Source organism: Flavobacterium ustbae (assembly GCF_003946915.1).
Classification (GTDB): domain Bacteria; phylum Bacteroidota; class Bacteroidia; order Flavobacteriales; family Flavobacteriaceae; genus Flavobacterium; species Flavobacterium ustbae.
In genome coordinates, this window is the sequence record NZ_RPOC01000002.1 from 12,598 (window position 1) to 25,434 (window position 12,837).

A 12,837-nucleotide genomic window follows, 5' to 3' on the forward strand; every position below is an offset into this window, starting at 1 on the left:
TTTAAATTTTAGAATCAAAAATAAATCTGCTCAATCTGCAAAATCTGCGTGAAACAAAATTTGCGCTCCAAAAGAAATAATCCTAATAATCCTTTTAATCTGTGGCTAGAAAACTTTAAATGCTAGCAGTTAAAATCTCGTAAACCAATTCCTTTGTTGGTTTTTGATCGCCTAATTTTGCTCTAACATCATCGAAAGTCACTTTAAAATCGCAACCCGATTTATATTCAGCACAGCCGTAAGCCGTTTTACCTTTTAGAATTGTACCTTTTTTACATTTCGGACAAACCAATGCATCTGAACTTTCTTTTGTTGCTGTTTTTTTATCCGTTTTCTTTGGTTCAAGTTTCAGTTTGTAGTTTTCCTCAAATCGAATCAAACCTTCAACAGTTCCCGAATCGGTTTTGAAGCCTTTTATATTTACAGTCGAACCTTTCTGAACCAACCTTAAATATTGGCTTTCTGTGATTTTTTTATCATAAAAAACAAACGGAAGCACAAAATCGCAACCCGATTTATATTCAGAACATCCAAAAGCTGATTTGCCTTTTAGAATATTCCCTTTTTGGCATTTCGGACACGTTTCTGATGAGATTCCAGAAGCTTTCTTTTTTTCTTTTTCTGTTTTTACAATAGGTTTTTGTACTGTTGCGGCGTGCGAAATATTAGCATGTTTGGTTTCCATTCGCACTTCATAAACCAATGCTTCAACCATACGTTTCATGTTTCGGATAAAAGCTGCAGCGGTAAAAGTTCCTTTCTCGATATCTTTTAGCTGTTTCTCCCAAGTTCCGGTAAGCTCGGCCGATTTCACCAATTCGTTCTGAATCGTATCAATGAGCTGGATTCCAGTTAATGTTGGTAAAACCTGTTTTTTATTTCGAACAATATATTGACGTTTAAAAAGCGTTTCAATAATATTGGCACGCGTTGACGGACGACCAATTCCGTTTTCTTTCATCAATTCACGCAGATCTTCGTCGTCAACTTGTTTTCCAGCCGTTTCCATCGCACGCAGTAAAGTCGCCTCGGTAAACTGATTCGGCGGTTTGGTTTCTTTTTGCAGAAACGAAGGTTCGTGCGGACCTTTTTCTCCCACGACAAAACTCGGCAATAAATCAGGCTCTTTTTCTTTTGCGTTCGGGTCTTCAAAAACGACGCGGAAACCTTTTTTCAAGATTTCTTTTCCCGTTGCTTTAAAAGTAACATCGGCTGCTTTTCCGATTACGGTTGTATTGGCAACTAAACAATCATCGTAAAACACAGCAATAAAACGTCTTGTAATAATATCATAAACCTGCTGCTGATTGAAAGGCAGATTATTTTGAACCCCAGTTGGAATAATCGCGTGGTGATCGGTTACTTTTTTATCGTTGAAAACCTTTGGCGATTTTTTTATTTTCTTTCCTAAAAGCGGTTCGGTCAATTCAGCATAATTGGTTAATTTCTGTAGAATTCCAGACACTTTGGGATAAATATCTCCAGGAAGAAAAGTCGTATCTACTCTGGGATAGGTGATTACTTTTTGTTCGTATAAAGTCTGTGCAATCTTCAGCGTTTCTTCTGCCGAAAATCCAAATTTCTGATTGCAATAAACCTGTAAACCCGTTAAATCGAAAAGTTTTGGAGCGTATTCGTTTCCGTTCTTTTTATCGACAGAAACAATTTCAAAATCGCTTTCTTTGACTTTTTCGGCTAGAATTTCTCCGTCTTCTTTTTTCAGGAAACGTCCTTCTTCATAACTAAAAAGCGTTTCTCTGTACAAAGTCTGCAATTCCCAGTAAGGCTGAGGTTTAAAATTTTCTATTTCTCTAAAACGTTCTACAACCATCGCCAGTGTTGGCGTTTGCACGCGTCCGATAGACAAAACTTGTTTATAGCCACCATGTTTTACGGTATACAAGCGCGTAGCATTCATTCCTAAAAGCCAATCTCCAATGGCTCTAGAAAATCCAGCGTAAAATAAATTATCGTAATTGGCCGATGGTTTTAAGTTTTCAAAACCTTCTTTGATGGCTTCTGTTGTAAGTGACGAAATCCATAAACGCTGAATTTCGCCTTTATAATGTGCTTCGTTCATTACCCAGCGCTGAATCAGTTCTCCTTCTTGTCCAGCATCCCCGCAGTTGATGACCACTTCGGCTTTGTCAAAAAGACTTTTTATGATTTTAAACTGTTTCTGAATTCCCGAATTGGGAACGACTTTGGTTTCAAACTTTTCTGGAAGCATTGGCAGATTATTCAAATCCCAGATTTTCCAGTGCGGTTTGTAATCGTTGGGTTCTTTTAAGGTGCATAAATGCCCAAAAGTGTAGGTTACAGCATAACCGTTGCCTTCGTAATAACCATCGTGTTTATTGTTGGCACCCAAAACGGCTGCTATTTCACGTGCTACACTTGGTTTTTCGGCAATACAGACCTTCATTCTTTCCTTTCTTGATTAAGTAAGCGAAATTAGGGATTTTTGGAGAAAGGGGCAAAGGTTCTTAGGAACAAAGGAACAAAGGTTTTTTTGGGTTTGCCGCGAAATGCACTAATTTTTACTAATTTTTTTAATTCTTCAACGTAATTACAATCTGTAAAAACACTTGAGATTATCTCTAATTAAAATTACCAATTAATCTATAATTTTAAAAACCTCAATAAACTTTTCTTCAAATTTCTTCTTTTTATAATTCATCAGTAAATTAACAATTGTACCTGTGACTGCTATAAATAAATTGAATATTATGAAGACTACACTTGGTGCGTTCTCAATAATAAATATAATGTTAAATAAGAAGAATGCTGCAATAGGAAGATAGCGAATCCAATAATAGCCAAATTTAATTGGGATTATTTCGTAAAAAATTTCAGTCTGATTTTTATTCAAAGATTTAATTTTTCCGTTTAAAATAAAAGGAATAGGATGTATTGTTGCATTTCGGGTTATTTTGAAATCATTTTGATTTATTGTTCCGAAAAACAATTTGTCTTTTTCTCCAGCTATATTGAATACATGAAAAGGAGTTCCGCTAATTTTAGGATTTCCACTTTTAGTGTTTATTTTTAGTTTTTCTCGAAATTCCTCAATCCCAATTTGTGATATCATTCTTTTAATTATTAATCATCGGATTCAAATTACTATCCTTATTTCTCAAATCCAATCCGCCTTCGTAAACCGATTTCAGATTAGTCAGATAAAAATGCCAGCCGTTGGAACAGCCTAATCTAATGTATTGTTTCGAATAATCATCTGTTGGAATATTATAATGACGCAGTTCTACCACGGTATAACCTTCCGTTTCGCTTAGTTTTACATCTACTAAGCAACTTCCTTCAAAAGTAAATTGTAATTGATCTAGTCCATTGGCAGAAACTATTTTTCCTTTCATGGCATCTTTGTATAAATGCCAAAACCATTCGTAAGTAGTGTCTTTTACAGCATTTTTGTTTTTGTCTAGCGGCTGCTGTGTGGCATCAAAAAATAAAACTTTTTCTAAAAACCATTTTTCTAATTCTGCAGCTTTTGTCCAAGCGTTATAAATGTCTGAAAGAGTAGCTTTGATCGCTATTTTTTTGGTGAAAGATGTCCAGTCGAAGTTTTCCATAAGAAGTATATTGATAGTCTTTAAAGTTTTATTGCTTTGGCGAAAGAAATCCAAATTTACGTTTTAAATTTCATATTTGTTTAGCACAATTCCGTTAGTGTAAAATTCTGATCTGATTAATTTGAGTTTCGTTTTTTCATTAAATATAGAAAGGCCTTTACCAATTGAAACTGGATGTACAAACAAATTCAACTCATCTAGAAGATTTTCTTTTAGAAGAGAAGAAACAAAGTTAGCCCCACCATAAACAATTACATCAGCGCCCGGTTTGTCCTTTATTTTTTGAATAGCGTCTTTTAAATTGCCATTTTCTAGAACTACATTTTTTCCATCAATATGCTGCAGGTTTTTGCTGAAAACTATTTTTTGAGTTTCAGTAAAAAATTGTGCAAAGTCAGTTTCTTGATTTTTGCTGGCACTCTCGGCTACTTTCTGCCAATGCGGAATTGATTCAAGAGCCATTTTTCTTCCCAATAAAATAGTATCTACATTTTCTGTAATACCATTCAAATAATCAATTTGTTTTTGATCAGATTCTGTAAGCATCCAATCTAGTTCGCCATTTTCGCCACCAACAAATCCGTCGATTGTAATGTTTATTTGCAGTTTTATTTTTCTCATGATTTTTGGTTTTATCATTAAAAAAAGAATACATTTTACACTTAATCAATATAATAAATTTACTCATTTTTATAATATCTAAGAGAAACCATCTTGATTTATAATGCCAATTTCTTATCAGGAATAGAAAAAATGGAGATTTTATTTTATAGGAAAAAAGTTATATCTTGCAGCCGATTATAATTATATCATGATAACTGCAAATTCCTATTTAGTAAACAGCTGTTTAATGTGCTTAATAAGTGCGTTACGGTATTTGCATGATGATATTTTCCTAAAAAGTTCCAAAGACTTTATTCCGTTTGCCCTGTCATAACTCTGGACAGGGATTTTCAGTTGCCTAATAAGTTCGTTTATCAACTTTTATTTTATTCAGAATATGATACACTGAATGAGATAGAACTGCTCCATATTTAGTGAAGAGTTTTTATGTCATATCTGTATAAAATGAAACAAACAGGAAAATAATGTCACAAAATATCATTTTAACAACAGGAACATACGATTTAATAAAAGACCACGTAAGAAGAAAAAAAGTAACTCTTCAAGAAGAAGAATTATTATTAAACGAATTAAAACACGCTACTCAAGTTTTGAGAAAAAATCTTCCGGAAGATGTAGTTTCAGTAAATCGAAGAATTACATATAAAGATCATGTCAAAAATGAAGAAAAAACGATTCTTCTAGTTGGTCCTGATAAAGTAAAAGTAAGCAAAAACAAGATTTCGGTTCTATCAGACGAAGGAATTGCAATAATAGGCTACAAAGTTGGCGATGTAGTAGAATGGCCTGCAAAAAAAGGAAATCTGAAATTGGAAATTCTAAAAGTAGAAGCAGAGGCTTAATATTTAACATGTGATTTTTAATGAAAAAAACATCCCAAAAAGCGTATGCTATGCGGGATGTTTTTTATTACTTCTAAAAACACATTCAACGATTAAAATAAGTATATTCGTTCTTCTAAATAAAAGTGTAAGCAATTGTAAATGAGTATGAAGCAGGCAGGAACTATAGACGAAGTCATTCTGTTATTGGACGAAATAATAGAAAGATCAAAGCTGGAACAAAGCAATCTTGGTTTGTTCGCCATTCTGTATCGTGAAGTAACGGTAAAAGTAAAAGAAGGTATTCATGCAGGAGCTTTTCAAAATGGCGAAAGAATGGAAAAACTAGACGTTATTTTTGCTAATCGGTATTTGAAAGCGTATTATCTATATCAAGCCAAAGAAAAACCATCTGAGTGCTGGGGATTTGCCTTCGAACAAGCCGAAAATTTCTGGCCAATTGTCCTGCAGCATTTACTACTCGGAATTAACGCGCACATTAATCTTGACCTCGGAATTGCTTCGGCCGAAGTCAGTACCATAGAAGACATAGGAGAACTAAAACATGATTTTGACCAGATCAATTTCATTCTTAGCAACTTGGTCGCTGGTGTAGAAAAGTGCCTGATCAAGATTTGGCCAACGCTCACATGGATTCTAAAGGCTACGGGAAAAATTGACAATTTCTTTATCGATTTTAGCATGGAAACGGCAAGAAACGGGGCGTGGAAATTTGCCAACGAATTTGTAGCTGTTCCAGAAAACGAAAGAGAAGCCTGCACGCAGTTAAGAGATCAAAGAATTACCGAAATTGCTCGATTTGTTTCGAACCCTGGATATTTTGTTAGCGCCGTTTTTAAAATCATTCGCGTATTTGAACGAGGGACTATTGCTCAAAAAATAATGGATATGCAGATAATGGAAGAGAAGAATATGGAGTGTGTGGCGGCGTGAATTTATCGTTAACCTTAAATTGTTTACTTCTGCTGGCGCGAGCGTCGCGCGGATTTATATTTAAGCAAGAAAAGGGATTATTGAAGAGTATCAATAACAATTCCATTACTATAAACTAATTTGTTTGTAATTTTTCCATTCTTATCATACCATGTAAATTCACCATTTTCTTCGTGATTTTTGAAAAAACCTTCTGCTAGAATATTTCCATTTTCATGATACCGGGTTGATTTTCCGTTTCTTTTTCCTAAAATATAATTTGCTTCTCCTTGCAATTTTCCATTAGAATACCATTGTTTAATATTTCCGTCCATAAGATCAGATTTATAAAATATTATATTTTTTTGCTGTCCATTTGCGTACCACCATTCGCTTTTACCATCGATTTTGTCGTTAATCCAATTTGTTTTAGATTCTGGTTTGCCATCTACAAAAAAAGATTCGTATAAACCATTTTGTACTCCGTTTTTCCAATTGGAGATTTCTTTAATTTGGCCATTACTATGCCAACTCTTGTTTAAACCATCTATTTTGCCATTGACATAATCGGTTGAATGAGATATTTGCCCATCTTCAAAGTACCAAAGCTTTGTGCCTGTGCCGTTTTTGAGATTTGTTGACCATTCAATTTGACCGTTGAGATAATATCTTGTCCAATCATCTTTGAATTTGTGATTTTCTATTATTCCTTTTTCAAAAACATTTCCATTTTGAAAATAGGAAATGTAAGGTCCGTTATATATGTAGTATTGAGTAAAAACGTTTGATTTAACGAAAGTAAGATGTATCAGTTTCTCGTTTTGATCATACCAATAAATTGTATCTATATTTTTGCCATTCTTCAGTTTTCCTTTTTCGTAAATTGATCCTGTAGAATAAAAAGAAGTGTAGTTGCCGTCTTTAACTGTAGTTTCGTCTGAAAGCGGAATCCAAGAAGTTTTACCCGTTTCGGAATCAACCCAATATACCCAATTCTCATTTCTTTTGTCTTTATCATTTATATCGGCATTGCAACCGTAGATTAAAATTGAAATGAATAGTAAAAGTCTTTTTGGCATAAGATTGTATTGAGGTTTTGAAATAAACATAATGTCGTTACGAATATATGATATTCTTCTAATTTTGAATTCACGTTTTTTTAGGTAATTTTTAAAAATGAACACATATAAATTAGATGTGAAATGTAAAAGTCAGAGACTTTTTTGAAGTGTAGAATTTTTCAAGAACAAATAAATTGCGCGAAGTCGGAGACATTCGCGCAGCGGTTGTGAGAACACTTCGTGGAGCTGGGGGTTTGAGTTTTGGATATAAAAAAAGCTACACTGTTTATTTGTAGCTTTTGTATGTGATGATTTTATATTGTGTTATACTGTTGTGGGTACGGATTGCAAATCCGCGCTAACGGGAGCTCGGGTTTCGTCGCTGTGCGAAGTCTCCCGACTTCGTACCCACAATTTCGTCGCTGTGCGAAGTCTCCCGACTTCGTACCCACAAAGATAATCCATTCTTGTATTTAATTTATTTTGTAGAATATTGGAACGGGCGCGAAGTCGGAGACGTTCGCGCAGCGGAAAGCTGGCGTTAATTTTGTAAGTTAGACAGAAGGTGTATGTCTACTTGAAAAATCTTCTACTTGTTTCTCATATGTCAACATTTTTTGAATTTTATTCGATACTTTCTTTTCATTAGAGGATGTTAAGCTACCAAATTGAAGATGGTTATTTTTCATATATGAATAATACAAATCACCATATATGTCATTGTAAGTAATTAAATATTGTTCTTTGTTTTCATAGTCTAATTTGAAAGAATTATTCCCGAATAAATCATATCCAATAAGGTTTTTTTTCCAAAATTTGTTTTCTGTATCTAAATCACTTAAAATTCTAACATTTAGAGCTGGGCCTCCTCCTATATTTTGAATTATATATTCAGAACTGTATTCTTCTTGGCTAATTGATATTAATGGAGTTTTTGTTTTGAAATCCAATTCATCTTTTTTTTTGTTGTAATGGTAAACTTGGATTGTAAGTATGATAATTATCAATGCATTAATTATTTCAATATATATTGTTGCAACATTTGTGTCAAGATCAAAATCTGTGAAAGATAGAGATAAGTGGAATAAAATAAATAAGAGAATGATGGAAGTGCATATTCCAATGATTTTTTCAATTTTCATAATTTTTGAATCTAGAGTTTAGGATTTAAAATTTATTTTTGAGATTTTTTATCAAATAATGAATATATTATAAGAGCTCCACCACCATATAATATTAACTTTCCAAGACCGCCACCTCCACTGCATACCCGACAACTTCCTCCGCTATTACAATATTTACATGAGCTGCAAGTTGTACAAGCATGGCAGCTACTTGAACCGCTACAACGCCCAGCAAAAATTTTATTAGTTGATAAGATAATCGGGATAACAAAGAGTATTAAAAAAAAACCTTTATAACGCATAAATTAATTGTTTTAAAGTATAGGTTTTTCTATTCAATATTTTCTTCTTCTTGCTTACTTTCCTCTTCCTCTTGTTTTCTTTTCTCCTCCTCTTCCTCCAATTGTTTTTTTTGATATTCAGCTTCTTCGTCCTCTCTTTTTCTGTATTCCTCTTCTTCATTTTCTTTTTGCTGAATTAGTTCATCTTCAGTTGTTGCAGATGAACTTGTCGAACAGTTTTCTTCATTTCCAATAATTCTAATTGTATAGTCAACGCCTTCATCGCTAGTAAATGAAGCTTCACCATTTGAAATATCTGGTGGAGTAAAATGTGAATCATCGAGCCAACCTTCATTTGGCCAATGAATTACAGTTAATTCATTGTTTTCAATTTCAACAAGTAAGGTATATGTTGAACTTGTACCAGTTTCTGAATAATAGTAATCAATTTCTGCACAATAAGTTCCATCAGGATAGCCATCTTCTTCAAAATTACCAAGTGAGTATTCTTGAGTGTCATAATTATCGGGCTTTTTGCATTCAACAAATAGAAAGGTAAAGAATATTAGAGGCAATATTTTTAAAAGATTTAGTAATTTTATTTTTCCCATTTGCTGAATTTTAATGTTAAATATTGGATACTGATTGATAATTAAATTACTAACAAACATCGTTTTTAATTTAAAAATATTATCGCGTAAAAACACCTGATTATTCTGAAAACGAAATGATTTATTTAATTGCCTTCAGCATCATAAGCAATTCAGGAATTTTGCTCACTTGTGTTTCTGTCCAGAAATAATGTCTATAATCTGTAAGACCATTATCTTTAAGATATATTGATATTCTTCGAGAGGTTTTTTGAATATGAAAACTAAATGTTATTTCTTTAGAATTAAATATATAAGTGGTTGATTGGTTCTTTTCAGTTTTATCTTTAAGATTTGGAATAACATATTGTTCGATAAATAATATAAATTCATTAACTTCATTCAAATCAATCCAAGAGGATTTAAAATAATTTTCGGCTAATGCCATTTCCACTTGCAATGCTTTAATTTTTGTGTTTGATTTTAAATCAATTGCCTCAACAGGAAAGAAGACCAACACTTCTTTTAATCCAGTCGTAAATTCGGCTTTTATATTCCAATCCTTATTTAATTGCAAGATTTCTGCGTTCTCAATAAATTGGCGTGCTACAGAATTATTAGGTTGAGAATGATTTTGTGTTATTGCAAAAAGTAATAAGAATAGAGCAAATAGTTTTTTCATGTGTAAAGTTGTGATTGTTGTTTTAGTATGTTTTTCAAAACTAATTACTTAAAGTCTAATTACATTACGGAAAACCGTAAACCATCTTATGAAAACCAAAACCCTAGCCCTGATAGAAGCGGCATCCTTTTTAGGCAAACGAAAATTTCTTAATTAAAACCAAGACTTGTGCCTAAAAAGATATAGTCCCGATAGCTATCGGGACAGGAAAAAGCTCCTAAAAACAACCCAAATTCCACTAAATTTCCCCCTCCAAAAACACAAAAAATCAATTCTAGAATTTTCGATAAATATTTTGTAATTTTGCAGTCCAAATAAAGGAAAAGAAAATGTTAGATAGACTTCAATATGTAAAGCAGCGTTTTGATGAGATTTCGGATTTGATTATTCAGCCGGATGTTATTTCAGATCAGAAGCGTTATAAGCAGCTCAACCAAGAATATAAAAGTATTAAGGCTTTGGTTGAAAAGAGAGAAGAATACATTATTGTTTTGGCAAATATCGATGAGGCTAACGAAATTATTGCTGACGGTAGTGATGCTGAAATGGTGGAAATGGCTAAAATGCAGTTGGATGAAGCTAAAGATCGTTTGCCAGAATTGGAGGATGAAATCAAATTTATGCTGATTCCTAAAGATCCTGAAGATGCTAAAAACGTGATGGTGGAGATTCGTGCCGGAACGGGTGGAGATGAAGCGAGTATTTTTGCAGGTGACTTATTCAGAATGTATACTAAATATTGCGAAAGCATGGGGTGGAGAACCTCTGTTGTAGATATGAACGAGGGTACTTCGGGTGGTTTCAAAGAGGTTATTTTTGAAGTTACTGGAGAGGATGTTTACGGAACTTTGAAGTTTGAAGCGGGTGTTCACCGTGTGCAGCGTGTTCCTCAAACAGAAACTCAAGGTCGTGTGCATACGTCGGCTGCTACGGTTATGGTGTTGCCAGAAGCGGAGGAGTTTGATGTTCAGGTTGATATGAACGATGTTCGTGTCGATTTCTTCTGTTCGTCTGGTCCTGGAGGGCAGTCGGTAAATACAACGAAATCGGCTGTACGTTTAACGCACATTCCAACAGGATTGGTGGCGCAATGTCAGGACGAGAAATCGCAGCACAAGAATAAAGATAAAGCTTTAATGGTATTACGTTCTCGTTTATACGAAATGGAATTGGCCAAAAAGCAGGAAGAAGATGCTAAAAAACGTAGTTCTCAGGTTAGTTCTGGAGACCGTTCGGCTAAAATTCGTACGTACAACTATGCGCAAGGTCGTGTAACCGATCATAGAGTTGGTCTTACACTTTACGATTTAGGAAATATCATGAATGGTGATATTCAGAAAATCGTTGCTGAGCTTCAGTTGGTTAATAATATGGAGAAATTGAAGGAAGCTTCGGAAGTTTACTAACGTAAACTTCTTAGGTGCTGAGGTACTAAGATACTAAGGTTCTAAGTTTTCTTAGATTGTGATATAAAGCCGAACATTTGTTCGGCTTTTTTATTTTCAAAATCTTGGGATTTTATCTTGGTGCCTTGAGAAAAAATAGTTCCAAAACTTTGCTATAAGAATCTTAGGAACTTACTATTCTGTAAGGAAAGTTTTTTCTTAAGAATTTTAAAATGTTAAAGAAAACTTAAAAAAATAACTTAAAAAATGCATTCACAAAGTTTTGGGATAGTATATTAGCGCTTCAGAAACTCTAAAATAAACCAACCAATCAATTTTTAGTTATGAAGAGAACTTTACTTTTATTTTGCTTCTTTGGAAGCTTTTTTTATGCGCGATCGCAATCGTATTTCGGATTTAGAGATGATAACTATGCCGGAATTCAATCTGCATTATTTAATCCTTCCAATATCGTGGATTCTAAATACAGAGCCGATGTAACGTTTGCTTCTGCAAGTGGAACAGGACAGAATGATTTGTACGGAATTAATTTTGCTAATGTTCTAGACGGAGGTTACGATTTGGATACCGAAGCTAGCAAAAATTTTAAATCGAACAATAGAGGAAATTTTAATATCGATATTATGGGGCCTTCTGTAATGTTCAATATTACTCCTTTACACAGTGTGGCGCTTTTTACACGTGTACGAAGTGTTACCAACATGATTGGTATAAATGGACAGCTTATTGATGAGGTGAACAAAGATATCGATGTTTCGGAAAGTTTTTTAATTTCAGGCGGAAATCCGAATGCGGTTACAAATTCTTGGGCTGAAATTGGAGCGAGTTATGCAACGGTTTTGTTCGATCGCGACGATCATTTTGTTAAAGGTGGTCTTACTCTAAAATATCTAATGGCTGGAGTTAACGGCTATATTAACGGAAATGATTTAAGCGTGGCTTTCAACAAAAATGACGCTGACCCTACGCTAAGCGAATATTATTCAACAGGAACAATAAGAACAGCTGCAAGTTATGATTATGAAAATGGCGATGATCCAACGTTTGACGCAACTTCGGCTGGAGTAGGACTGGATCTAGGCTTTACTTACGAGTATCGTACCAACTGCCATACTTGCCAAGGAAACCGCTATAAGTTTAAGGCAGCAGCATCGGTAACAGATATTGGGAAAATAAACTACAACAATATTGTCGAGAATACTTATAATGTAAATGGAAGGGTGACACAAGAAGATATTGAAGATGCCGAAGATATTTTTGAGTTTTTTGATGCAAATTATACTAAAGTATCTTCTAGAAAAGGGTTAAAAGCCAATCTTCCGACGGCTTTGCATACCAATTTTGATTGGAACATCAATCAGAGATTTTACTTAAATCTAAGCGGTGATTTCAGTTTGGTAGATGCCAAAAAAATAAACGGAACTGCAATTGCGAATTCGGTAACTTTTACACCAAGATACGAAACAAGACAATTTAGTTTCTATGTTCCTGTAACGCACATGCAATACAGCGGAACAACAGTGGGAGCAGGCTTTAGAGCAGGTCCGTTATTTATCGGTTCTGGAACTCTTTTCTCTAATTTGTTTTCCAATACATCAAAAGCTTGCAATATTTACGCAGGTCTGAAGTTGCCGATTTATCAGGATTATAGATAAGCATCTAAGGTACTGAGGCGCTAAGCTTCTAAGCTGTCAAGCTTATTTAAAAAAAAGAGCATCTACTTTG

12 protein-coding genes are annotated in these 12,837 nt (G+C 34.0%); 4 read left to right on the plus strand and 8 right to left on the minus strand.

Translation table 11 applies throughout. The features are described 5' to 3' along the window. Window positions 1-115 precede the first annotated feature (115 nt). The 4 genes from EG814_RS03920 to EG814_RS03935 form a co-directional block, all read right to left on the minus strand. Window positions 116-2,425 carry a DNA topoisomerase 3 gene (locus EG814_RS03920; RefSeq protein ID WP_125719132.1) on the minus strand — a complete coding sequence of 770 codons (2,310 nt, stop codon included), beginning with the start codon at window positions 2,423-2,425 and terminating at the stop codon, window positions 116-118. A gap of 192 nt (window positions 2,426-2,617) precedes the next feature. Beyond that, window positions 2,618-3,091, minus strand: a complete 474-nt coding sequence (locus EG814_RS03925) for a hypothetical protein (protein WP_125719134.1) — start codon at window positions 3,089-3,091, stop codon at window positions 2,618-2,620. A gap of 4 nt (window positions 3,092-3,095) precedes the next feature. Further along, window positions 3,096-3,590 carry an SRPBCC family protein gene (locus EG814_RS03930; RefSeq protein ID WP_125719136.1) on the minus strand — a complete coding sequence of 165 codons (495 nt, stop codon included), beginning with the start codon at window positions 3,588-3,590 and terminating at the stop codon, window positions 3,096-3,098. A gap of 63 nt (window positions 3,591-3,653) precedes the next feature. Next, complete coding sequence (locus EG814_RS03935) at window positions 3,654-4,211, minus strand: dihydrofolate reductase family protein (protein WP_164515271.1); 558 nt, start codon at window positions 4,209-4,211, stop codon at window positions 3,654-3,656. A gap of 467 nt (window positions 4,212-4,678) precedes the next feature. Between EG814_RS03935 and EG814_RS03940 the strand changes: the two genes are divergently transcribed. After that, window positions 4,679-5,056, plus strand: coding sequence for a GreA/GreB family elongation factor (locus EG814_RS03940; protein WP_125719140.1), 378 nt, complete (start codon window positions 4,679-4,681; stop codon window positions 5,054-5,056). A 141-nt stretch (window positions 5,057-5,197) separates the two neighbouring features. Continuing rightward, the gene (locus EG814_RS03945) at window positions 5,198-5,989 is read left to right on the plus strand and encodes a DUF5995 family protein (protein ID WP_125719144.1); all 792 of its coding nucleotides are present in this window, start codon (window positions 5,198-5,200) and stop codon (window positions 5,987-5,989) included. 77 nt (window positions 5,990-6,066) lie between these two features. Here the strand turns inward: EG814_RS03945 and EG814_RS03950 are convergent, their stop codons facing one another. From EG814_RS03950 to EG814_RS03965, 4 genes are all read right to left on the minus strand, one after another. Beyond that, a complete protein-coding gene (locus EG814_RS03950; protein WP_164515272.1) occupies window positions 6,067-7,047 on the minus strand; it encodes a toxin-antitoxin system YwqK family antitoxin in 981 nt (326 codons plus the stop codon). Window positions 7,048-7,583: 536 nt separating this feature from the next. Further along, entirely contained in the window at window positions 7,584-8,171 is a 588-nt protein-coding gene (locus EG814_RS03955; protein ID WP_125719148.1) for a hypothetical protein, read from the minus strand. Window positions 8,172-8,484: 313 nt separating this feature from the next. Beyond that, window positions 8,485-9,045, minus strand: a complete 561-nt coding sequence (locus EG814_RS03960) for a hypothetical protein (protein WP_235830903.1) — start codon at window positions 9,043-9,045, stop codon at window positions 8,485-8,487. Window positions 9,046-9,166: 121 nt separating this feature from the next. Continuing rightward, window positions 9,167-9,706 (minus strand): hypothetical protein, encoded by a 540-nt coding sequence (locus EG814_RS03965; protein ID WP_125719150.1) that lies wholly within the window; start codon window positions 9,704-9,706, stop codon window positions 9,167-9,169. A 329-nt stretch (window positions 9,707-10,035) separates the two neighbouring features. On the opposite strand from EG814_RS03965, the gene prfA reads away from it, so the two are divergent. Both prfA and EG814_RS03975 read left to right on the plus strand, forming a co-directional pair. Beyond that, complete coding sequence (gene prfA, locus EG814_RS03970) at window positions 10,036-11,112, plus strand: peptide chain release factor 1 (RefSeq protein WP_125719152.1); 1,077 nt, start codon at window positions 10,036-10,038, stop codon at window positions 11,110-11,112. Between the two features lie 323 nt (window positions 11,113-11,435). Continuing rightward, window positions 11,436-12,767 (plus strand): DUF5723 family protein, encoded by a 1,332-nt coding sequence (locus EG814_RS03975; RefSeq protein ID WP_125719154.1) that lies wholly within the window; start codon window positions 11,436-11,438, stop codon window positions 12,765-12,767. The last annotated feature ends 70 nt before the right edge of the window (window positions 12,768-12,837 follow it).